Source organism: Mycobacterium sp., from assembly GCF_025933915.1.
Classification (GTDB): Bacteria; Actinomycetota; Actinomycetes; order Mycobacteriales; family Mycobacteriaceae; genus Mycobacterium.
The window spans coordinates 1-21,942 of record NZ_JAICZA010000035.1 but is presented as its reverse complement, the minus strand read 5'-3'; the positions used below and the strand labels follow the sequence as shown (position 1 = coordinate 21,942).

The window sequence follows — 21,942 nt, the reverse complement described above, 5'->3', positions numbered from 1 at the left end:
GGTTAGGCCAGAAACCGCTCGACATAGGGCGCGAAGCGCTCGCGCAGGTTGTCCTCGTCGAGCCCGAACATTTCATATGACGTTTCGACGTTGCCCAATCGGCCGCGGCGGTGGCCGGCCAAGTAGGCGGTGACGGCGTTGCGCGCCGCGTCGGTGAAGGGCTCGCCGGCCAGGGCGTAGACCCGCTGGGCAACGCCGAGTTCGTCGGCCATGAAGTCGTCGAACCGGATGTCGATCGAGCGGTCGGGACCGATGGTGTCGCGGTCGCGCACCAGCGAAGTGAGCATCTGCTCGAGGCGGTCGATCCAGGAGTTGGCGATCTGCACCACCGGCACGGGCGAGCGGTGCATGCGCGCCGAGTAGGTGATCATGGCGATCATCGACAGGGCCACCGGCACGGGATCACGGTGGGTGAACACGACAATGCTGTCGGAGAACACCCGGTCCAGGACGGGCACCTGCTCGAGATGCTGGGGCGACTTGAGCAGCCATCGCCGGCCCCCGCGCAGGAACTGCATCGCCCGCAGTTGTGTGGCCAGGTATTCGTAGTGCGGCGTCTGGTCGTGGGCCTGGTAGTAGTCACGCCAGCGGGGCACCTCGGCGAGCGTTTCCAGCAGCATCGTGGAGACGTCGTTGGCCAGCAGCTGGATCTCCTCGTGGACGTGGTCGGTCGTCATCTCATGCATGAGCGCGAAGTGCGGCATCACCATGTTGATCACCCCGACCGCGACGTCCATGCGTGTCCGTCGCGGGTCCGGCTGGACGCCAACCTCATTCGGCAACGGAAACGGCTCCACGCTTTCCCAGTACGGCATGGTGCGGAAGGTGGGCGGTGCGGCCAGCAGGTTGTGCAGGTGTGTGGTGCCGGTGCGGGGCAGCCCGGCGATCACCACGGGCGAGGTCAGTTCGATGTCGTTGATCTCGGGATGGCGCCTCAGGAGGTCGGCCAGCAGCAGCCGGTTTTTGAGGATCTGCAGCAGTTGCCCATAGAAGTTGACCGCGCCGGCCCCGTGCAGCCCGTCGATCTCCCGCAACGCGGCGAGGTAGACGTCGAGGCGTCCCCGGTAGTCGTCGGGCCCGAAGTCGCGCAGTCCGGTGTCCTCGCTGGCCTTGGCGTGCAGGGCGGCGGCGTCCAACGGGCACGCCGGGGCCATCGCGGTCATCATGTCGAGGATCTGCTGACCCTCGGCGCTGAATCGGGGCGCGGCCAGGTCATCGAGGGAAACGGAGCGAACGTCATCGGTCACGGCGAATTATGTTACTCTCAGTTTCGTAATGGTTGTTGATTATGGCCGGCCCCGTGACCCGCGTATCGACGGTGCGGTGTTGCGCGCGACGGTCGAAATGCTCGCCGAGACGGGTTATCCCGGGCTATTGGTCTCCGCCATTGCCCAGCGGGCCGGTACCAGCAAGCCCGCCATCTACCGCCGCTGGCCCAGCAAGGCACATCTGGTGCACGAGGCGGTGTTCCCGATCGGTGCCGGCACCGCCCTCCCCGAGACCGGTTCGACGGCCGACGGACTGCGCGAGATGGTGCGTCGCACAATGGTTTTCCTCACCACGCCGTCCGCCAAGGCCGCCCTGCCGGGCCTCATCGGCGAAATGGCCGCGGATCCGAGCCTGCACTCGGCCCTGCTGGAGCGCTTCGCCGGCGTCATCGGCGGCGGCCTCGCCGACTGGCTCGGGGCGGCCGCGGCCCGTGGTGAGGTGCGGCCGGACGTGACCGCGGCCGAACTGGCCGAGACCATCGCCGGCATCACGCTGGTAGCGCTGCTCACCCGCGTCACGGGACTCGATGGCGGCTGGGTCGATCGCACGACCAGATTGCTCCTGAAAGGAATCGGCGCATGAAGCACGAATCGACGAACGCGTGGCGGGAACTGCTGAAAACCCTTGGTGAGCTGGACCACTCGTTTTTGGACGGCGACCGCGCGGTCACCGACGACCGGCACGTCGCCGACGGTTACCGCATGCTCGCGGCCACCCTGGGTGTGGCCCTGGACACCTACCTGTTCCCCGAACCGGGTCGGCCGCAGTTCGTTGCGGTGAACACACCCTTCCGCCGGGACCGCCGCTGGGGTGGGGACAACACCGACGCCTATTACTTCATGTGCCCACTCGATCCCGCCCGCCGGTACCGCATCGGCGGGAACAGGGGTGACAGCGTGTACTTTTCGGTGACGGCCTACAACGAGCCGTCACCCGGCGCCTGGTCCGATCGCGTCGTCGCTATCGTGCGCGACACCGATCTCGATATCGACGCCGATGGCAACTTCACGTTTGAATTTCCCGCCACGCCCGACGCGGCCGTGCTGATGACCCGCGACTACCAGGCCGATCCCCTGACCGGGCGCCCGGTGACGTGGCACATCGAGGCGCTCGACGAACCCGACCCCATTCGGCACGGCGACGCCGAGACCGCGGCGAGTCTGCGCGCCGCGGCCACCTGGTTGCGGACCATGTTCGCCATCGTGCCGCTGGCCGTCGGGAATCGCGTTGACGAGCAGCATGCACTGGGACACGAAACCGCCCATGCCGCTAACGCATTCGCCGATCCCTATCAGGTGCCGGACGCCAACTTCGGCTGGTCGGCACGCGACGCCTGCTACTCCTATGGCAGTTTCGTGCTCGACGAGGACGAGGCGCTAGTCATCACGCACCGGCCACCGTCGTGCAGATTCTGGAATCTAGTGGTGTGGAACCAGTTCATGGCGACCGTCGGCGCGCAAGACGCCCGGTGCTCCCTGAACGGCCACAGCGCCGCCGCCAACAGTGACGGCTCGGTGACGATCGTCTTGTCCGGCGCAAAGACGGCGCACCCGAATTCGCTTAACACGCTGGGCTATCCGCGTGGCAACCTGGCATTCCGGTGGTTCCTGGCCGACGGTGTGCCGCAGCGGCCCGAGGTGAAACTCGTCAAGGCTGCCGACGCCCCCACCCACCCGCACTGAGTCAGGCGGTCGACTGGACCAGCTCGATCGCCCGGCCCAAGGTCTCCAGCTTGGCGTCCAGCGTGCCGCCCGCGGGATACAGCCGCACGGTGTTCACGCCGGCATCGCGCCACACCGCAAGGCGCGCGGTGACCATCTCTTCGGTCCCGATGAGCGTGGTGGCCAGCACCATCTCGTCGGTCACCAGGTGGGCCGCCCCGTCCCGGTCGCCGCGCTGCCAGCGCGCGCGCACCTCGGCGGCGACCTCTGCCCAGCCCTGCCGGCTGTAGGCCCGGTTGTAAAAATTCGTGCTCGACGATCCCATGCCGCCGAGGCTGAACGCCAGCTCTCTCTTGCGGCCCCCGAGCATGCCCCGCAACTCGTCTTCGTCTGCGGCAAAAGCGACTTCGGCGCCCTGGCAGATGTCGATGTCGGCGCGAGTACGGTCCGCGGCCGCCAGCCCGTCGTCGAGGTGCGAGAAGTAGGCCTCGCCGGCGCCTTCCGGAACAAAGCTGGTGCCCAGCCAGCCGTCGGCGACCCGGCCGGTCAACCGCAGCATCGCCGGTGACAGGGCGGCCAAATACACCGGAATGGAGTGCTCGGCGCGGATCGACAACCGCATCGGCACCGCCTCGCCGCCGGGCCGGGGAATTGCGAATTCGTTTCCCGCATAGGAGATTTTCCCACCGTCGAACGCCTGCCGCACGATGTCGATCGTCTCGGAGATGCGCGCCAGCGGTCGGCTGAACGAGGCACCGTGCAGGCCCTCGATCACCTGGGGGCCCGAGGCGCCCAACCCGAGCAGAAATCGCCCGTTCGAGAGGTTGGACAGCGTGATCGCGGTCTGGGCGACCACGACGGGTGACCGGGTGCCGACCTGGAGGACGCCGGAACCCAGCAGCATCCGCTCGGTCCGCGCCGCCAGGTAGCCCAGCGCCGACGGCGCATCCGCGCCCCACGCCTCGGCCACCCAGCAGACGTCGAGACCCAGCTTCTCCGCCTCGACGACCAACGAAGTGACCGCGGCGATCTCGCTCCCGCCACCGGACAACTCGACCGTCGTGGCGGTCCGCATCACTGGACTCCGTGTTCGGCCAGCCGTTTGATCGCCGCCAGGGTATTTCCGATCGCGCCCTCGAACTCGCGCAGCCGCACGAACACAATCTTCTGTTCCTTGTCGGGCATCGACTCGATCGCCACCGACAGGCCCGACCGTCCCGGCCCCATTTGCATCCAGTAGTTCAGGACCGTGCCCCCGTCGCGGGGCGCCAGCCGGAATCGCCACATCGCCGCGGGGTCGTCGGGTTCGCCGACGGCCCAGGCGAATTCGTGCGGCTGATCGCAGGCGACGATCTGCGAGGTGCTGTCCCACTGCCCAAACGCGTCATGCTTGTTGTGTCCGATGAAGCGAGCGCCGACCCGCGGGCCATCGGATCCCTCGGCCCATTCCACCGCCTTCAGCTCGTCGCTGAACGCCGGCATCAGCGCGATGTCGGAGACCAGGCTCCAGACCCGGGCCGGGTCGGCGTCGATCCACGTCGAGGCTTCCACTGTCGGGGTATCCGCATAGCGCGCGCCGGTCCATTCCACGGACCTCATTGTGCCCCTGTCCAGGACCGAGGCAATGCCCGGACCGCGTCGAGTTACGCGGCGACCGGCTCGGGCTCGGGAGACTTCTCGGCGCTGGCTTTATGCACCCACGAGTCGGGGAAGGTCAGCCGGACGATCTTGCGAACGACGGTGCCGAACTGGCGCAGCAGCGGACCGCGGTTGTACGGGATGCCGTAGCGCTCGCAGATCCGTTGCACCTCGGGCGCGATCTCGCCATAGCGGCGGGCCGGCATGTCCGGGAACAGGTGGTGCTCGATCTGGTGCGACAGGTTGCCGGACAGCAGATGAAAGAACTTGCCGCCGGTGAGGTTTGCCGAGCCGAGGACCTGGCGGAAGTACCACATGCCGCGCGACTCGTCCTTGGTTTCCTCGACGGTGAATTCCTGTGTGCCGTCCGGGAAGTGGCCGCAGAAGATGATCATGTACGACCACACGTTGCGCATCAGGTTGGCGGTGAGGTTACCCGTGAAGACGAACGGCGCGAAGGGGCCGGCCAGCAGCGGGAAGGCGACGTAATCCTTGAGTGTCTGCCGACGGGTCTTCTTCCAGATGGCCCGCAGCACCTCGCGCTTGTCCTCGAGGCGGATCTCGCCGGAACGGATGCGTTCGGTTTCCAACTCGTGCAGCGCGACGCCATACTGGAACAACACCATCAGCAGGAAGGCGTAGATCGGGTTGCCGAGGAAGTACGGCTGCCACCGCTGGTCGTCGCTCATCCGCAGGATCCCGTAGCCGATGTCGCGATCCATTCCCACGATGTTGGTGTGGGTGTGGTGCATGTAGTTGTGCGAGTGCCGCCACTGGTCGGCCGGGCACGCCGTGTCCCACTCGAAGGTGCGACCGGAGATGGCCGGATCGCGCATCCAGTCGTACTGACCGTGCATGATGTTGTGGCCGATCTCCATGTTGTCCAGGATTTTCGCGACGCCGAGCATGCCGGTGCCCAGCAGCCAGGCCGGGGGCAGGAACAGCAGCACGCGCCCACCGACCTCGAGCGCGCGCTGGGCCTTGATGACGCGGCGAATGTAGTCGGCGTCCTTTTCGCCGAGGTCTGCCATCACGCGTTCCTTGATGGCGTCGAGTTCGCGGCCGAATGCGTCAGCCTGCTCGGGTGTCAGGGTTATTGTGTTCTGTGTCATGGTATTTCCTTCCAAGTGTTAGAGAGACATGTCCACGTCACCGACCGGAACGGACACGCAGATCTGCACATCCTCGTCGGGAGCGGTCGAGACCGCACCGGTGATCAGGTTGCGCACGGTACCGGCGGTTTTGCGCCGTGTGCAGGTGTGGCAGATGCCCATCCGGCATCCGTTTTCCGGGGTGAGGCCAGCCGATTCGGCCTGTTCCAGCAGCGGGCGTCCGTCGTCGACGACGTCAACGCCACTGTCGGAGAACGTGACTCGGCCGCCCGACGGATTCTCGGGTGCGTCGAGGGCCGGTGGGACGAAGCTTTCCGTGTACACGTTGTCGCAGTGCGATTGGACCGCTTCGACCAAAGCCGCTGGCCCACACACGAATACCGCGTCCGGTGACGGCATCGCGGTGGCCAGGTGTTCCGCGCCGAAGCGTCCGCTCAGGTCGCCGCCCTCCGAACGGGAGTAACCGTGCAGCACGCGCACCGACGGCATCGCGGCCAGCTCGTCGCGGTAGCAGGCCTCGGCGGGTGTGCGGGCGTAGTGCACGAAGGCGACGTCGCCGGGATGCCCCTGGGCGACCAGGGTGCGCAGCATCGCCATCACCGGGGTGATCCCGCTTCCCCCGGAGACGAAGAGGATTCGCCGCGGGCGTTGGGGACCGCGCGCCGGCAACGTGAAGTCGCCGCCGGCGCCGGCCAGACCGACCACCATGCCGCGGCGGGCGTGTTCGTACAAATAGTTCGAGACCAGGCCTCCCTCGTGCCGGCCGATGGTCAACTCGAGGGTTGCCGCGCCTTCGGCGTTGGCCGGGGAATAGCAGCGGGTGTGCCGGCGCCCATCGATCTCGACGGTCAGGTTGACGTATTGACCGGCCTTGACGGTGTGGGCGGCCAGGAAGTTGTCGTTGGGAGTCAGGGTGAGCGTGACGCTGCGGGGCGTGGTCCGGCGCACGTCGGTCACTTTGGCGCGGGCTTCGCCCAGCGTCCACGTCGGTGCCACCAGCTCGGTGTAACGATCGACGCCGTGCGGACCGGTCAGCAGGTCTAGTAGCTCTGAACCCAACACGCGTTGCCGGAGCGTCCGAGCGAGGACGCGGCCAGGAGACTGAGCGGTTTGAGTAAACATATGTACACCGTGCGGCGGCAACTGCCAGGTAGTCAAGGGTTTAGTGGCTGTATGTGGTAGGGTTCACACAGTGAACAGCCGTACTCCTAGCTCACGGGTACGCGGCTCCGGACGCGAGCGCTCGCGGGAAAGCCAGTCGCGCGAGGAACGCAAGGAGGCGACGCGTCGCGCCATCATCGGCGCGGCGCTCAAGCTCCTACAGGACCGCAGCTTCTCCAGCCTGAGCCTGCGCGAGGTGACCCGCGAGGTCGGGATCGTGCCGGCGGCGTTCTACCGCCACTTCGAGTCGATGGAGGCTCTCGGCCTGGTACTGATCGACGAGTCGTTTCGCAGCCTGCGTGACACCTTGCGCGACGCCCGCGCCGGGAAGCTGGACCCTAACCGGGTGATCGAATCGTCCGTCGAGATCCTGGTCGCCAGCGTGGCCGACAGGCGCGAACACTGGAGACTCATCGGCCGCGAGCGTAACAGCGGCCTGTCCGTGCTGCGATACGCCATTCGCACCGAGATCCGGCTGATCACGTCCGAGCTGGCCACCGACCTGGCGCGGTTCCCGGGGCTGAACAAGTGGACCACCGAGGATCTCAACGTGCTGGCGACCCTGTTCGTCAACGCCATGATCGTCATCGCGGAGGCCATCGAAGATTCGCAGAGCATCGAGGCGACCGAGGACATCCGGCGTCTCGCCGTCAAGCAGTTGAGGATGATCGCGACCGGCATCGCCGGCTGGCGAAGCACTCCCTGATCACGCCGGCTGCAGTAAACAGACGAGCACTGACTTACTCATCGACAACGTCGTACAGCGAATCGCCGTCTTCCGGGGTTCCGTCGATCTGGCCCCGATGCGCGCGCCGCGGACCGCCGTCGACCGGCTCGATGGCGTCGGGCACATCGGGCTCCTCGGCGGCCAGCCGATCGTCGAGGGATTCGCCCTCGCGTTCTTCTCTCGCCGTCATGCCGAAGCGATCGGCCTCGCTCCAACCCTCGGGGGGATCGACGACGATGTCGCCGTCGTCGTTGCGCAATTCATCCGAGTCGGTACCTTCGCTCGGGTTCAGGGTGTCACCCGGGCCGCCCTCTGCGGGAAAGTCCGCGGGATCCACCAGTTCGTCGGCTTGGGGGTTCTCGCTCATGCCGAAACGGTTGCCCGCCGGATCGGGTGGCTAAACGCGGGTGAGCCGCGCCCTCCCGCCGAACCGCCGACCCGCTACCGCGGCGCCCGCCACATGGTCCACATGCTCGGACCGCCGTCCGGCAGCACGATCTCACGGGTGACGGTGAAGCCGAAACGCTCGTAATACGGCACGTTTTCGGATTTGGTCGACTCGAGATAGGCCGGACAGTATTCGGCGTCGCAACGGTCCAGCCGCGACCTCATCAGGGCTCGACCGAAACCCGCGCCGCGGACCGCCGGATCGCTGCCGATGACCGCAAGATACCAATGCGGTTCCTCGGGATGGACGCCCTTCATCAATTCCTGGACCGCTCGCCCGCGCATCGAGCGCAGGCCGAACACCCGCAGGAACGCCGGCGTCATCGCAAGCTGCGCACGCTGCGTTTCCTGCCACTGATCGGGCGGATCCCACAGCGCCGCGGCACCGATGCCCGCGTCCTCGCAAGCCACCTCCACCCCGCCGCGGGCCAGGTGGTGGTGGCGGGTCATCGTCGCAAACATCCGGGTCAGGTGCGCGGTCCGCTTGTCCCGGTCGGGAATCAGCCAGATCATCACCGGGTCGTCGTAGAACGCGCGCGCTAGCGTGCGCGACAGCTCGCGGACATCGGCCTTGACGGCCGGTCGGACCTGCGGGGTCATCCGCATCACGCTAGTGCGTGTGAGGCCCGGTGGGACGGGTATGCCGATCCGGTGACCGGCATCTCACGGCGAGCGTTCGGGCGGGTGGCAGCCGGTGCGGGCATGCTCGGATCTGTCGGATTGGCGGACGGATGCGCGAAACCGGCTGGCGAACATGGCAAGTCCAGCGATGCGTCGCCGCCGGCGGGCAAGGGCGTGGGCTTCGTTCTCTCTCACGAACAGTTCCGCACCGACCGGCTGGTGGCACAGGCCCAGGCGGCCGAACGGGCCGGCTTCCAATACGTGTGGGCCAGCGACCACCTTCAGCCGTGGCAGGACAACCAAGGCCATTCGATGTTCCCGTGGCTGACGCTGGCGCTGGTCGGCAGCGCCACCAGCCGCGTCTCATTCGGCACCGGGGTGACCTGTCCGACCTACCGCTATCACCCCGCCACGGTCGCCCAGGCCTTCGCCTCCCTGGCAATCCTCAACCCGGGCAGGGTGTTTCTGGGAGTCGGCACCGGTGAACGGCTCAATGAACAGGCCGCCACCAACGCCTACGGCAACTACGCCGAGCGACACGACCGGCTGGCCGAAGCGATCGACCTGATCCGCCAACTGTGGAGTGGCTGGCGGATCTCTTTCTCCGGACGCTATTTCCAGACGGATTCACTGAAGCTTTACGACGTTCCGGCCATGCCCCCACCGATCTTGGTGGCAGCCGCCGGCCCGAAGAGCGTGCGGCTCGCCGGACAGCGGGGGGACGGCTGGATCACCCAGGCCCACGATGTAACGGACCCAAAACTGTTGGCGGCCTTCGCTGCCGGTGCACGGGACGCCGGCCGCGATGCGCGCACCCTGGGCAAGCGCGCCGAACTGTTCGCGGTCGTCGGCGATAACGCCGAGGCGACCCGCGCCGCCACGCTGTGGCGCTTCACGGCCGGTGCGGTCGACCAGCCCAATCCCCGCGAGATCCAGCGCGCGGCCGAGGCCAACCCCATCGACAAGGTGTTGGCCGGCTGGACCGTCGGCACCGACCCGGCCCCCCATATCGGCGCCGTGCAGCGGGTGCTCGACGCCGGGGCCGTCCCCTTCCTGCACTTTCCCCAAGACGACCCGCTCGCCGCCATCGAGTTCTACCGCGCCAATGTTTTGCCCAAGTTGCGCTGAACATGACCGTGCGGGTTACGAGCAGTGGGCAGATCATGCACAATCGGGATCCTATGGACTTTTCAGACCAGGGTTCCCGACACGAGCTGGCCGTGCGAATGGCCGAGCTCGCCCGCGGGATCGCCGCCCCGCGCAGTCTCGAACAGGTGCTGGCCGAGGTGACCGCCATGGCGGTGGAAGTGATACCGGGAGCCGACATCGCGGGAGTTCTGCTGGTGAAGCGGGGCGGCGAGTTCGAATCGGTTGCCGACACCGACAGCCTGGCCGCGCAGCTCGACAAGCTGCAGCACGACTTCGGTGAGGGGCCCTGCGCCGAGGCCGCCCTGCAGGAGACGATCGTGCGCAGCGATGACCTCCGTAGCGAGACGCGCTGGCCTCAGTACGCGCCCGCGGCGGTAGAACTCGGTGTGCTCAGCAGCATGTCCTTCAAGCTCTACACCGCGGACCGCACCGCCGGCGCGCTGAACCTATTCGGCCATCAAGCCAATGTGTGGGACACCGAAGCCGAGACCGTCGGGTCCGTGTTCGCCGCGCACGCCGCCGCGGCGATCCTGGCTGGAAGCCATGCGGAACAACTGCATTCGGCGGTATCGACTCGAGACCGTATCGGTCAGGCCAAGGGCATCATCATGGAACGCTTCGGCGTGGATGACGTGCGGGCCTTCGACTTGCTGCGGACGCTCTCCCAGGAGAACCAGATGAAGTTGGTCGACATCGCGCAGCGGATCATCGATACCCGCGGCGAGCGCGAATAGGTCCTCGCCGACCCCAGGCGATCGCCCGGTTCTAGGATGGGGTGGCTTCATCAACGAGTCCGGCGCGGCGTTGCGCCGGGGATTGGTTGGCCACGGTGTGGGACTTCGAGACAGACCCCGAATACCAGGCAAAGCTGGACTGGGTCGAAAAATTCATGGCCGAAGAGCTGGAACCGCTCGACCTGGTCGCCCTCGACCCGTATGACAAACAGAACGCCGAGATGATGGCCATCCTGCGGCCGCTGCAGCAGCAGGTGAAGGACCAGGGTCTGTGGGCCGCGCACCTGCGCCCGGAGCTGGGCGGTCAGGGCTTCGGCCAGGTCAAGTTGGCACTGCTCAACGAAATTCTCGGACGTTCCCGTTGGGCGCCTTCGGTGTTCGGCTGTCAGGCGCCGGACTCCGGCAACGCCGAGATCCTTGCGCTGTTTGGCACCGACGAGCAGAAGGCGCGCTACCTGCAGCCGTTGCTGGATGGCGAAATCACCTCGTGCTATTCGATGACCGAACCACAGGGTGGCTCGGATCCCGGGATGTTCGTGACGAGCGCGATCCGCGACGGAGACGACTGGGTCATCAACGGGGAGAAGTGGTTTTCCAGCAACGCCAAGCACGCGTCGTTCTTCATCGTCATGGCGGTGACCAAGCCCGACGCGCGCACGTACGACAAGATGTCGCTGTTCATCGTCCCGGGCGAGACCCCGGGCATCGAGATCATTCGGAATGTCGCGGTGGGAGGCGAGTCAGGCAAGCACGGCTCGCACGGATACGTCCGCTACAACGATGTGCGCGTGCCCGCCGATCACGTGCTGGGCGGCGAGGGACAGGCGTTCATGATCGCCCAGACCCGACTCGGTGGCGGCCGGATCCACCATGCGATGCGGACGATTGCGCTGGCGCGCAAGGCATTTGACATGATGTGCGAGCGTGCGGTATCGCGCCAAACCAGGCACGGGAAACTGGCTGACTTCCAGATGACCCAGGAGAAGATCGCCGACAGCTGGATCCAGATCGAGCAATTCCGATTGCTGGTGCTGCGCACAGCATGGTTGATCGACAAGCACCACGACTACCAGAAGGTGCGGCGCGACATCGCGGCGGTGAAGGTCGCCATGCCGCAGGTACTCCACGACGTCGCGCAGCGGGCCATGCACCTGCACGGGGCGCTCGGCGTCTCCGACGAGATGCCCTTCGTCAAGATGATGGTCGCGGCCGAGTCGCTGGGTATCGCCGACGGCGCCACCGAGCTGCACAAGATGACGGTGGCCCGTCGCACCCTGCGCGAATACGAGCCCGTGACAACGCCTTTCCCGTCAGCTCATATCCCGACCCGGCGAGCGGAAGCCCAGGCGTGGCTGGCCGAACGCCTGGAACACGCGGTCGCCGAGTTCTGACGAGCCGCCCCTGGGGCGCTTGGCGCTAGGCGACGAAGCGAACCACGCTTTCGGCGACGCACGCCGGCTTGGCCGACCCCTCGATCTCGACGGTGGTCGAGATGGTCGCCTGCACGGCGCCGTTACCCACGTCATCGACGCTGACCAATGAGCTTTGCGCGCGTACCCGCGAGCCGACCGGGACCGGCGCGGGGAAACGAACCTTGTTGAGGCCGTAGTTGATTGCCAGCTTGATGCCGTTGACGGTGTAGATCTGGTGCTGCAGCCGCGGCAACAGCGCCAAGGTCATGAAACCGTGGGCGATGGTCTTGCCGAACGGGCCGGACGCCGCCCGCTCAGGGTCGACGTGGATCCACTGGTGGTCGCCGGTCGCGTCGGCGAACAGGTTGACGTCGTCCTGGGTGATCGTGACCCAGTCGCTGTGACCCAGGGCCTCGCCCGCCGCGGCGGTGAGGTCGGCGACTGATTCGAAGGTGCGCATCGGGTGTTCTCCTTGGTTTCGGCTGCTAACAATAGCGTCGGGGTCCGGCGCCATCGTCATCGCCCGACACCGCCGTACGGGTGAGCCCCCCTCCGTCGCGCGCCGCCGCGGGCGAGGAGGACGGCTCGTACGTGGGGGCGGCGGGTTCTGATGACACATTCGATGCCGGCGAAACCGGAGCGGAAGCACGAAGCGAAGACGGCTGACGTTCGCGCGCTGACGCCGCGGCTTCCGCTGGACCGCGCCGCCCATCCTTAGGCGAGTCCGTACAGCACCACCGCGGTGCCCGCGATCACGAGCGTGCCGGCCGTCAGCACTCGGTGCCGATCTTGTATCCAACGTCTCAGCCGGTCGAGTCGTGGATCAATTCGTGGACCGAAAACGACGTAAGCCAGGATAGGCGCGGCCACAGTCGAATTCGCCAGGATGGCGTAGTAAGCGACGGCGACCACCGCGTTGGCACCGGTCAAGCCGGCAGAGGTGATCTGCAATCCGACGGCCGCGCTGGCGGCCAGCACTTTGGGATTGGCCAGCATCGGAAACATTCCAATGCCTGCCGCCACCCCGGGCGTAATCCGGCCAACCCTGCCGTCCCATCCCGGGCGGCCGGCCGAACGGCGGCGCCGCCACAGCTGCACCCCCAACGCCACCAGGACCACGCCGCCGGCCATGGCCACCCAGTCGGCCCACGGGGGTGCCGGCCCGAGCAGCATGTCGAACAACCGCGGAACGCGCATGAACGCGATCGTGAGCGTGCCCACCGATACCAATCTCCCCAGAAGATAGGCGACGCTGGAGGTAAAAGGCCGCTCATTGTGAACAAGCAGCAATAACGACAGCACAATGGGCACAGGCGAAAGTGCGATCACCACTGCCGGTGCAGTCAGCCTCGCCGACATCAGCCCTGAAAGCACCGACAAATCAACCCCTTTCAGGTAGGACGCGCGGTCTCTTCTCCCCACCTGAGCAGTGCCGCGTTCGCCAGGCAATCACGGTGACGCGGGGCGGGGCGGGTTACCCGAGCGCGCCGATCGCCGCTTGCAGCCTGGCGGTGGCCTCGTCCGCGACGTCTTGCAGGGCCCCCTGCTCGCCCGTCACTTTGACCATGAGTTGCGGATCCATCGCCTCGACCAGGACCGCATCGCCATCGCCGGCGGGATCGGATCGCACCACCACATTGCACGGCAGTAACTGGCCGATCTGGCGGTGGATGCCCAACGCGCGATGCGCCAACCCGGGGCTACAGGCGCCCAAGATGAGGTAGTTTTCCATTTCCTCGCCGAGCTTTTGCTTCAGCGTCGCTTTCACGTCGATCGTGGTCAGTACGCCAAAACCCTGATCGGCCAGTGCCTTTGTCGTCCGATCCACCGCGTCCTCGAACGAGGTGTGCAGCGTGGTGCTCAACCCTGATGTCATGTGCTTCTCCTCTGTTTACCCTTACGCGACTGTCCGAGATTTCGCCGCGTACCGCGGCTAGGCCGCAGCACGTGGCCGTTGCAACTGAGCGAACTGCGGGGTTGCGGCCAACGTCGCGACCGCATCGAACAGCGCGGTGGCGGCCTCGGCCTCCGGTGGCGCGGTCAGGACCGGCCCGAAAAATGCGTGTTCGCCGATCCGCAGAATCGGGCTGCCTCCGGTTTCGCCCAGCGCCTCTTGCCCCGCCTGATGCTGCTGCCGTACCAGCTCGTCGAGGGACGCGTCCGACACGGCGGCGGCGACGGCGCCGCGGGCGCCGACCGTCATCAAGACGTGCGCGACGAGATTGGCATCGAGGGCTTCTGAACGGTCGAAGTATCGCTCCCCGAAGGCGAAATACGCGGCTACCCATCCGGCGGTTCCCTGTTCGCGGGCTATGGCGGTCATCAGCCGGCCGATCTGTTGCGAGTCACGCATCCGGGCCTGCTGGGCTTGCGGCAGTTCGCGTCCCTCGTTCAGAACCGCCAGGCTCATCAGTCGCCAATCGACGGCCAGTCCCGCATTCTCGGCCACGGCGCGCAGCCAACGTGCGGTGTTCCACGAGAATGGACACACCGGGTCTAGCCACAGCGTCACCTTCGGTTCAGGCTGATCCCTCTCAGCAGAGGACATTTGGCCCTTCCCCTTCCGTAGCAGCCAGGCCGTCAGGCCAGGCTCAAGAACAGCTTCTCCAGTTCATCGATCGACAGCGCCGGCTGATCGTCCGATCGCGCGATGCAGTCGCGTAAACCGGACGCGATGATTTTGAAGCCGGCGCGATCCAGCGCCCGCGATACCGCAGCCAACTGGGTGACGACGTCTTTGCAACTACGTCCCTGCTCGATCATCGCGATGACGCCCCCGAGCTGACCATGCGCTCGACGCAACCGGGCCAGGATGGCAGCCATGTCGCCGGCGTCGTGCCTGACGACATCGGCCTTGGCCGGAGAATTCGCGTGCACTTCGGTTACCATGACTCATTCATACCATACCCCGCTGGGTATAGCATGCAGGCGTGACAATACCCCCAGGGGTATGGTATTTGTTGAGTTGCGGCCCAAGCAACGGCTCGTGCGTACCTCATCCCGCGATGACGTGAGGCGTGTGCCCACCGGCCCTCGGGTGCGGGCCAAATGGCTCTATCAGCTGCGGCGACCCCGACTGAAACTCCCTAACAAGACCAGGTCGGGGAGGGAAAGGAAACGTCAGTGTCCACCCTTCTCAAACGGGCTTGGGTGCCGCTCGTCGTCGTGGCGGCAGTTGCCCTCGGCGGTGTCGCGGTCGACCGGCTCCGCGGCGTTTTCGGCTCCGACGCGATCTTTACCGCGACGGGCAGCAGCGCCGAACCACTGGAGTCCTCGCACATCAAACGAGTGACCTACGACGTCTACGGACCCAGCGGCACAACAGGAACCGTGAGCTACCTCGACACGAACGCGCAGCCGAAACAGGCGGACTTCACCACCCTGCCGTGGACCCTCACCGTCACGACAACCGTGCCCGCCGTGATCGCCAGCGTGGTGGCGCAAGGCGATAGCGATGACATCGGGTGCCGCATCACCGTCAACGGTGAGATCAAGGACGAACGGTCCTCGGCTGGACACCACGCCCAAACCTCCTGTCTGGTGAAAGCCGGATGAACGCCGACAACGACGCTCGTCCGCGATTCATGCGATTCGTCCGCAGATTCGCCGTGCCGATCCTTGTGGCATGGCTGCTGTTGACCGTCGCGCTCAATGTGCTTGTGCCGCCGATCGAGTCGGTCGCGCGAAATCACGCAGTGACGATGTCGCCGCAAGACGCGCCGGCGATGATCGCCGCCAAGCGCATCGGCGCGACATTCCACGAGTCGGATTCCGACAGCATCGCGATGATCGTTTTGGAGGGCGACAAGCCGCTTGGCGACGAAGCGCACCGCTATTACGACGGCTTGGTGAAGAAGCTGGCGGCCGACCCCGGGCACGTGCAGCACGTCCACAACGTGTGGGGAGATCCGCTCACCGCCGCCGGCGTCCAGAGCCGCGACGGCAAAGCCGCCTACGTCCAACTCAATTTGGCCGGCAACCAGGGCAGCACCCAGGGCAACGAATCCGTGGACGCGGTACGGACGACCGTCGACAAGTCGGCGCCACCCAAGGGGCTCGACGTCTACGTCACCGGCCCGGCGCCGCTGACGACGGACATGAACGAGGCCGCCGACAAAAGCATGTTCAAGATGATGGGCGTGACGGGCGTGGTCATCATGATCATGCTTTTCATCGCCTACCGCTCCATCAGCACGGTGCTTCTGGTTCTCGTGATGGTGGGTTTCGAGATGGGCACGGCCAGAGGGCTCGTCGCGCTCCTGGGGAACTCCGGCCTGCTGGGCTTCTCGACGTTCGTCGTTGCGATGTTGTCCTCGTTGGCGATTGCGGCCGGAACCGACTACGCGATTTTTCTCATCGGGCGCTACCAGGAGGCGCGTCAGGCCGGCCAGGACCGAGAAGCGGCCTATTACACGATGTTTCGGGGGACATCGCACATCATCTTGGGCTCGGGGTTGACGATCGCCGGGGCGACGTTCTGCCTGCACCTGGCGCGTCTGTCGTACTTCAAGGCGCTGGGCATTCCTTCGGCTCTGGGGTTGCTCGTCGTCGTCGCCGGGGCGATGACCGCCGCGCCCGCCGTTGTCGCGGTCGCCAGTCGGTTCGGCTTGCTCGACCCGAGAAGGACCATCAAGACCCGCGGGTGGCGCCGTATCGGCGCCGCCACCGTGCGCTGGCCGGGCCCGGTGTTCGCGGCCTCGCTGGTCCTCGCGATCGTCGGCATCCTGATCATGCCGACCATGAAAATCAGCTACAACGATCGCTTCTACATCCCCGGCAGCTTGCCATCGAACGTCGGATACGCGGCGGCGGAACGCCATTTCACCGCCGCGACAATGAATCCCGACATCCTCATGGTCGAGAGCGATCACGACATGCGCAATAGCGGCGACATGATCATCCTGGACAGGATCGCCAAGGACGTCTTTCGGTCGCCGGGAATCGCGATGGTACAAGGCATCACCCGCCCGCTGGGCGGGCCGATCGAGCACACGTCGATCCCGTTCCAGATCAGCGCCCAATCGATCCCGATCCAACAGAACCTTCAATTCATGAAGGACCGGACGGCCGACATGCTCACGATGAGCGACGATCTCGGCGCCATGATCGCATCGATGGAACGGCTGCAGCGCTTGCTGGGGCAGATGAGCGGCACGACGCACCACATGGTCGGCGACATGCACGAGATGCAATCCACGCTGGAGCAGATGCGAGATAATCTGGCCGACTTCGATGATTTCGCGCGGCCGTTCCGCAACTATTTATATTGGGAACAGCACTGTTTCAACATCCCCGCGTGCTGGGCTTCGCGGTCGGTGTTCGAGGCGATCGACGGTGTGGACAAGTTCAGCGAGGACATGAGGACGCTGATCAAGGACCTGAACGATGTCGACGCGGTGTTGCCGCAGATGCTCGCGCAGTTTCCGCCGATCATCGCGGTGGCGAAGTCCATGCAAGGGACTTTGCTCACCATGCACGGCAGCTTCTCGGGTCTGGTCACCCAAATGGCTCAGATGACCGATACAGCCAGCGCGATGGGCCAGGCCTTCGACGCCTCCAGGAGCGGCGACTATTTCTACCTTCCCCCGGAAGCGTTCCAGAACCCTGACTTTCAGCGCGGCCTGAAACTCTTCCTTTCGCCGGACGGCAAGGCCGCGCGCTTCATCATCACCCACGATGCGGATCCGGCAACGCCAACCGGCATCTCAGCGGTCAAGCCGGCGCTGGCCGCCGCCCAGCAAGCCGTGAAGGGAACCACCCTGACCGGAGCAAAGTTCTACCTCGCCGGCACGGCGGCAATCTACCGCGACATTCAGGCGGGTTCCCAATACGACCTGCTGATCGTCGGAACAGCGGCCCTGACACTGATTTTCGCCGTCATGTTGATCATCACCCGCGCCTTGATCGCGTCCGTGGTGATCATCGGGACGGTGCTGCTGTCGCTGGGTGCCGCGTTCGGGCTGTCGGTGCTGGTATGGCAACACCTCTTGGGCTTGGAGTTGAACTGGATCGCCCCGGTGTTCGGGTTGATCATTTTGCTGGCCGTCGGATCCGACTACAACCTGTTGCTCGTGTCTCGGTTCCAGGAGGAGATCGGCGCCGGCCTGAGGACAGGCATCATTCGCTCGATGGGCAGCACGGGCGGCGTCGTCACCGCGGCCGGCCTGGTCTTCGCCTTCACCATGATGTCGATGGTCGCCAGCGACCTGCGTTCCATCGGCCAGGCCGGCAGCACGATCGGCCTCGGTTTGCTCTTCGACACCCTGATCGTGCGCTCCCTGATGACACCGTCCATCGCGGCGCTGCTCGGACGCTGGTTCTGGTGGCCGCTACGAGTACGCCAGCGGCCGGGTCGGCTACCTGCCCCGACAATTCGGACCGCGTCGACCCGTTCGTTCGCCTCTTCTCGATGAGGCCGCGGACGCACTAACGGCCCAGGGCCGTAATGGGAACCACACCGACCCCGATTGGTGCAGGATGGTCCTGTGCGGCTGCTCCTGATCGCCGATACCCACGTCCCGCGACGCGCCCGCGACCTGCCCGCACAGGTATGGGATGAGGTCGCGGGAGCCGATGTGGTCATACACGCCGGCGATTGGGTAGCGCCCGAATTGCTCGACGAGCTACAAACCAGGGCCACTCGACTGGTGGCGTGCTGGGGAAACAACGACGGTCCGGCGTTACGGGCGCGGCTGCCCGAGCGCGCGGACGTGACCTTGGCGGGTGTGCGATTCACGGTCGTGCACGAGACCGGCGCCGCGGCCGGCCGCGAAGCCCGGATGTCGCGACTGCACCCGGACACCCAGGTGTTGGTGTTCGGGCATAGCCACATCCCCTGGGATAGCACCACCGCGACCGGGTTGCGCATGCTCAATCCGGGGTCGCCGACGGATCGCCGCCGCCAACCCTTCTGCACGTATATGACCGCTGACGTCGACGACGGCGCCATGACCGGCGTCGTTCTGCATCGCCTTCCCAAGTAGCGGGTACATCCGGTAGGCAAAGCCTCTTCACATAAATAGCTCGGCTACAGAGGTATCATGGCGGAAGTGAAAGCACGCACCGATGTCGCGACCGACCTGTTCGGCGTGGTCGGCCGGTTCCGACGGCAACTACGCAGGTCGGCCGGACGCGCGTTCGATTCGTCGCGACTTTCCGAATCGCAATCCGAGCTGCTGTGGCTGGTCGGACGGCGTCCGGGGATTTCGGTCGGCGTCGCCGCCGCCGAACTCGGGCTCGTCCCCAACACCGCCTCGACCCTGGTCACCAAGCTGGTGTCCGACGGACTCCTGCGCCGCACCGCCGGAGACACGGACCGCCGGGTGTGCCGGCTCCAGCTCGCCGAGGCCGCCCAACAGATCCTCGACGCGTCGCGCGCCGCGCGGCGCGCCTTGCTGTCCGAGGTGCTCGACGAACTTGACGCGGACGAAATCGAGTCTTTGGCAAAGGGATTGGAGGTGCTCGACACCATGACCCGAATACTCCAGGAGCGACGATCATGAGCGGATCGCTGCCGATGGCCGTCGACGCCAGGCATCTGACCTACCGCTACGGCCAGTTCACCGCCGTCGATGACGTGACATTGCGCGTTCGGCCCGGTGAAACCATGGGGCTGCTGGGGCCCAATGGCGCCGGAAAGACGACTATGGTCCGGATGCTGACGACGTTGGCCCCGGTGCGGCAGGGCGAACTGCACGTTTTCGGCATGGACGCGCGCCGCCAGACCACCGATATCAGAAGCAACATCGGCTATGTGCCGCAACAGCTTTCGATTGAGCCCGCATTGACAGGGCGGCAGAACGTGGAATGGTTCGCGCGGCTGTACGGTGTGCCGCGCGCCGAGCGCTCCGATCGCGTCGATGAGGCGCTGGCCGCCATGGACCTTTCGGACGTGGCCGGCCGGATGGCGTCGACCTACTCCGGCGGCATGGTTCGTCGACTTGAGGTGGCGCAGGCGCTGGTCAACCGCCCGTCACTGCTGGTGCTGGACGAACCGACCGTGGGGCTGGACCCGATCGCGCGCGACGGCGTCTGGTCGCAGGTGCGAAAGATGCAGGCCCGGTTCGGCATGACGGTGCTGCTGACCACCCATTACATGGAGGAAGCCGACGCGCTGTGCGATCGGGTGGCGCTGATGCACCACGGCGCCTTGCGGGCCGTCGGCGCGCCTGAGGTGTTGAAGGCCCGGATATCCAAGGTGTCGCCGGGCGCCACGCTCGAGGATGTGTTCCGCCACTATGCGGCATCGGATCTGGACGCGGCATCGGATTTGGACGCGGCATCGCGTTTGCACGACGAAGCAGCATCGCCGCCGACACCCGGGTCCCTTCGGGAAATCCGTTCCAGCAGAAGGGTGGCGCGCCGTGTCGGTTGATGGCGCCGCGGCGGGAACATTGGTCCGCGCGCCGCGGGGATGGCAGCGCGTTGGCGCCCTGTCCAGTCGCATCGGGGCATTCGCGATCGTCGAACTGCAGAAACTGCAACATGACCGGACCGAACTCGTCACCCGGATGGTGCAGCCGGCGCTGTGGCTGCTGGTTTTCGGTACCACGTTCAGTCACTTACACGTCATCGCAACCGGATCGGTGTCGTATCTGGCCTTTCTGGCGCCGGGGATCATCGCCCAGTCGGCGTTGTTCATCTCCATCTTCTATGGGATACAGATCATTTGGGATCGGGACGCCGGTGTGCTCGCCAAGCTCATGGTGACGCCGGCGCCGGCGTCGGCGCTGATCACCGGCAAGGCCTTCGCGGCCGGCGTGCGTTCGGTGGCCCAGGTTGTCGGCGTGATGGCGCTGGCATATCTGATGCGCGTCGGCCTGACGATCAATCCCCTGCGGATCGTGGCAGCGATGGGCGTCGTCATGCTCGGCGCCGCGTTCTTCGCCTGCCTGTCGATGACGCTGGCCGGCCTGGTGCGCAATCGCGATCGGCTGATGGGCATCGGACAGGCGATCACGATGCCGTTGTTCTTCGCCTCCAACGCGCTGTACCCGGTTGACGTGATGCCGGCGTGGTTGCGCGTGCTGAGCAGGGTCAATCCCCTCAGTTACGAGGTTGACGCGCTGCGGGCGCTGCTGATCGGCACCCCCTTCAACCCGGTCGGCATCGTCGTGCTGGCGGTGGCGGCGGTGCTCGGAATAGCTGCGGCGTCAACGCTTTTGCGTCGCCTCGTCGCCTAGGCTCCGCCAGCGCGGTAGCGGATGCGTTATCGCGCCGCAAGATGGCGGCACGGTTCCGAGAGCCGATCGTGACCGGAAAGTGATGATTTCTGGCCGACTCTCAATCGTTAGCCAACCGCGATCTGTCGCCGCGGCCATGACAACCGATTTTGGCCCTTCCGCTGTGTTTCACTCCCCGAGAACAGATTCCACCGCATGGTGCGGCAGATGAAAGTTGGGATGGGTAGAGAGCTATGTCGTTCATCGAAAAGGTGCGAAAGTTGCGTGGCGCGGGGGCTACCATGCCGCGCCGACTCGCGATTGCGGCCATGGGGGCCTCCCTGCTGTCCGGTCTCGTCGCCGCCACCGGCGGCTTCCCCACCGCGGGGGCCTTCTCAAAGCCGGGGCTTCCAGTCGAGTACTTGGAGGTGCCGTCGCCGTCGATGGGCCGCAACATCAAGGTGCAGTTTCAGGGCGGTGGGCCGCACGCGGTGTACCTGCTCGACGGCCTGCGCGCGCAGGAGGACTACAACGGCTGGGACATCAACACCCCGGCGTTCGAGGAGTTCTACCAGTCCGGCCTTTCGGTGATCATGCCGGTCGGCGGCCAGTCCAGCTTCTACAGCAACTGGTACCAGCCGTCGTCGAGCAACGGCCAGAACTACACCTACAAGTGGGAGACATTCCTGACCCAGGAAATGCCGCTGTGGATGCAGGCCAACAAGCAGGTTTCCCCGGCGGGCAACGCCGCGGTGGGGCTGTCGATGTCGGGTGGTTCAGCGCTGATCATGGCTGCGTACTACCCGCAGCAGTTCCCTTACGCCGCCGCCCTGTCCGGTTTCCTCAACCC

The 21,942-nt window shown here is 65.9% G+C and carries 25 protein-coding genes; 13 read left to right on the top strand and 12 right to left on the bottom strand.

What is annotated here, in order from left to right; translation table 11 throughout:
• Positions 1-2 precede the first annotated feature (2 nt).
• Positions 3-1,247 (bottom strand): sulfotransferase, encoded by a 1,245-nt coding sequence (locus Q0W90_RS08160; RefSeq protein ID WP_297774030.1) that lies wholly within the window; start codon positions 1,245-1,247, stop codon positions 3-5.
• Positions 1,248-1,275: 28 nt separating this feature from the next.
• Between Q0W90_RS08160 and Q0W90_RS08155 the strand changes: the two genes are divergently transcribed.
• On the top strand, positions 1,276-1,851 hold the full coding sequence (locus Q0W90_RS08155) for a TetR/AcrR family transcriptional regulator (RefSeq protein ID WP_297593448.1): 576 nt from the start codon (positions 1,276-1,278) through the stop codon (positions 1,849-1,851).
• Entirely contained in the window at positions 1,848-2,951 is a 1,104-nt protein-coding gene (locus tag Q0W90_RS08150) for a DUF1214 domain-containing protein (RefSeq protein ID WP_297594853.1), read from the top strand. Before Q0W90_RS08155 ends, Q0W90_RS08150 begins: the two co-directional genes overlap by 4 nt.
• A gap of 1 nt (position 2,952) precedes the next feature.
• On the opposite strand, the gene Q0W90_RS08145 is transcribed toward Q0W90_RS08150, so the two are convergent.
• Genes Q0W90_RS08145 through Q0W90_RS08130 form a run of 4 tightly spaced genes read right to left on the bottom strand, consistent with a single transcriptional unit; the run spans position 2,953 to position 6,802 of the window.
• Complete coding sequence (locus Q0W90_RS08145) at positions 2,953-4,005, bottom strand: LLM class flavin-dependent oxidoreductase (protein WP_297774028.1); 1,053 nt, start codon at positions 4,003-4,005, stop codon at positions 2,953-2,955.
• Positions 4,005-4,529, bottom strand: a complete 525-nt coding sequence (locus Q0W90_RS08140) for an SRPBCC family protein (protein ID WP_297594849.1) — start codon at positions 4,527-4,529, stop codon at positions 4,005-4,007. The genes Q0W90_RS08145 and Q0W90_RS08140 overlap by 1 nt, the downstream gene beginning before the upstream one ends.
• Before the next feature lie 44 nt (positions 4,530-4,573).
• On the bottom strand, positions 4,574-5,680 hold the full coding sequence (locus tag Q0W90_RS08135; protein ID WP_297697523.1) for an acyl-CoA desaturase: 1,107 nt from the start codon (positions 5,678-5,680) through the stop codon (positions 4,574-4,576).
• A gap of 18 nt (positions 5,681-5,698) precedes the next feature.
• Positions 5,699-6,802 carry a ferredoxin reductase gene (locus tag Q0W90_RS08130; protein WP_297697524.1) on the bottom strand — a complete coding sequence of 368 codons (1,104 nt, stop codon included), beginning with the start codon at positions 6,800-6,802 and terminating at the stop codon, positions 5,699-5,701.
• Between the two features lie 70 nt (positions 6,803-6,872).
• Between Q0W90_RS08130 and Q0W90_RS08125 the strand changes: the two genes are divergently transcribed.
• The gene (locus tag Q0W90_RS08125) at positions 6,873-7,547 is read left to right on the top strand and encodes a TetR family transcriptional regulator (protein ID WP_297594843.1); all 675 of its coding nucleotides are present in this window, start codon (positions 6,873-6,875) and stop codon (positions 7,545-7,547) included.
• A gap of 34 nt (positions 7,548-7,581) precedes the next feature.
• On the opposite strand, the gene Q0W90_RS08120 is transcribed toward Q0W90_RS08125, so the two are convergent.
• Together Q0W90_RS08120 and Q0W90_RS08115 are read right to left on the bottom strand one after the other, a co-directional pair.
• Positions 7,582-7,935, bottom strand: coding sequence for a hypothetical protein (locus tag Q0W90_RS08120; protein ID WP_297594840.1), 354 nt, complete (start codon positions 7,933-7,935; stop codon positions 7,582-7,584).
• Between the two features lie 74 nt (positions 7,936-8,009).
• On the bottom strand, positions 8,010-8,615 hold the full coding sequence (locus Q0W90_RS08115; protein ID WP_297594838.1) for a GNAT family N-acetyltransferase: 606 nt from the start codon (positions 8,613-8,615) through the stop codon (positions 8,010-8,012).
• A 51-nt stretch (positions 8,616-8,666) separates the two neighbouring features.
• Here Q0W90_RS08115 and Q0W90_RS08110 point away from each other — a divergent pair, with 51 nt between their 5' ends.
• The 3 genes from Q0W90_RS08110 to Q0W90_RS08100 all read left to right on the top strand — a co-directional run bounded on the left by Q0W90_RS08110 (position 8,667) and on the right by Q0W90_RS08100 (position 11,910).
• A complete protein-coding gene (locus Q0W90_RS08110; protein WP_297594831.1) occupies positions 8,667-9,764 on the top strand; it encodes a F420-dependent hydroxymycolic acid dehydrogenase in 1,098 nt (365 codons plus the stop codon).
• Positions 9,765-9,817: 53 nt separating this feature from the next.
• Positions 9,818-10,519, top strand: coding sequence for a GAF and ANTAR domain-containing protein (locus Q0W90_RS08105; RefSeq protein WP_297594829.1), 702 nt, complete (start codon positions 9,818-9,820; stop codon positions 10,517-10,519).
• A gap of 95 nt (positions 10,520-10,614) precedes the next feature.
• Entirely contained in the window at positions 10,615-11,910 is a 1,296-nt protein-coding gene (locus tag Q0W90_RS08100; protein WP_297774042.1) for an acyl-CoA dehydrogenase family protein, read from the top strand.
• Between the two features lie 25 nt (positions 11,911-11,935).
• On the opposite strand, the gene Q0W90_RS08095 is transcribed toward Q0W90_RS08100, so the two are convergent.
• The 5 genes from Q0W90_RS08095 to Q0W90_RS08075 all read right to left on the bottom strand — a co-directional run bounded on the left by Q0W90_RS08095 (position 11,936) and on the right by Q0W90_RS08075 (position 14,820).
• Complete coding sequence (locus tag Q0W90_RS08095) at positions 11,936-12,391, bottom strand: MaoC family dehydratase (protein WP_297594827.1); 456 nt, start codon at positions 12,389-12,391, stop codon at positions 11,936-11,938.
• Between the two features lie 254 nt (positions 12,392-12,645).
• Complete coding sequence (locus Q0W90_RS08090; RefSeq protein WP_297594858.1) at positions 12,646-13,290, bottom strand: GAP family protein; 645 nt, start codon at positions 13,288-13,290, stop codon at positions 12,646-12,648.
• A gap of 115 nt (positions 13,291-13,405) precedes the next feature.
• Positions 13,406-13,807: a DUF302 domain-containing protein gene (locus Q0W90_RS08085; RefSeq protein WP_297774023.1), complete on the bottom strand. Its 402-nt coding sequence runs from the start codon at positions 13,805-13,807 to the stop codon at positions 13,406-13,408.
• Between the two features lie 57 nt (positions 13,808-13,864).
• Positions 13,865-14,479, bottom strand: coding sequence for a DsbA family protein (locus Q0W90_RS08080; RefSeq protein WP_297594823.1), 615 nt, complete (start codon positions 14,477-14,479; stop codon positions 13,865-13,867).
• Positions 14,480-14,511: 32 nt separating this feature from the next.
• The gene (locus Q0W90_RS08075) at positions 14,512-14,820 is read right to left on the bottom strand and encodes a metal-sensitive transcriptional regulator (RefSeq protein WP_297697526.1); all 309 of its coding nucleotides are present in this window, start codon (positions 14,818-14,820) and stop codon (positions 14,512-14,514) included.
• 234 nt (positions 14,821-15,054) lie between these two features.
• Between Q0W90_RS08075 and Q0W90_RS08070 the strand changes: the two genes are divergently transcribed.
• The 7 genes from Q0W90_RS08070 to Q0W90_RS08040 form a co-directional block, all read left to right on the top strand.
• Positions 15,055-15,486: an MmpS family transport accessory protein gene (locus tag Q0W90_RS08070; RefSeq protein ID WP_297594821.1), complete on the top strand. Its 432-nt coding sequence runs from the start codon at positions 15,055-15,057 to the stop codon at positions 15,484-15,486.
• Positions 15,487-15,515: 29 nt separating this feature from the next.
• Positions 15,516-18,344, top strand: coding sequence for an RND family transporter (locus Q0W90_RS08065; protein WP_366894788.1), 2,829 nt, complete (start codon positions 15,516-15,518; stop codon positions 18,342-18,344).
• 72 nt (positions 18,345-18,416) lie between these two features.
• Positions 18,417-18,914 (top strand): metallophosphoesterase, encoded by a 498-nt coding sequence (locus Q0W90_RS08060; protein WP_297594817.1) that lies wholly within the window; start codon positions 18,417-18,419, stop codon positions 18,912-18,914.
• A gap of 57 nt (positions 18,915-18,971) precedes the next feature.
• Positions 18,972-19,433, top strand: a complete 462-nt coding sequence (locus Q0W90_RS08055) for a MarR family transcriptional regulator (protein ID WP_297594815.1) — start codon at positions 18,972-18,974, stop codon at positions 19,431-19,433.
• On the top strand, positions 19,430-20,305 hold the full coding sequence (locus Q0W90_RS08050) for an ATP-binding cassette domain-containing protein (RefSeq protein WP_297774019.1): 876 nt from the start codon (positions 19,430-19,432) through the stop codon (positions 20,303-20,305). The genes Q0W90_RS08055 and Q0W90_RS08050 overlap by 4 nt, the downstream gene beginning before the upstream one ends.
• Positions 20,295-21,113: an ABC transporter permease gene (locus Q0W90_RS08045; RefSeq protein WP_297594810.1), complete on the top strand. Its 819-nt coding sequence runs from the start codon at positions 20,295-20,297 to the stop codon at positions 21,111-21,113. The genes Q0W90_RS08050 and Q0W90_RS08045 overlap by 11 nt, the downstream gene beginning before the upstream one ends.
• A gap of 233 nt (positions 21,114-21,346) precedes the next feature.
• Positions 21,347-21,942 (top strand): alpha/beta hydrolase family protein (locus Q0W90_RS08040; RefSeq protein WP_297774016.1); only part of this gene is annotated, 596 nt, incomplete at its 3' end.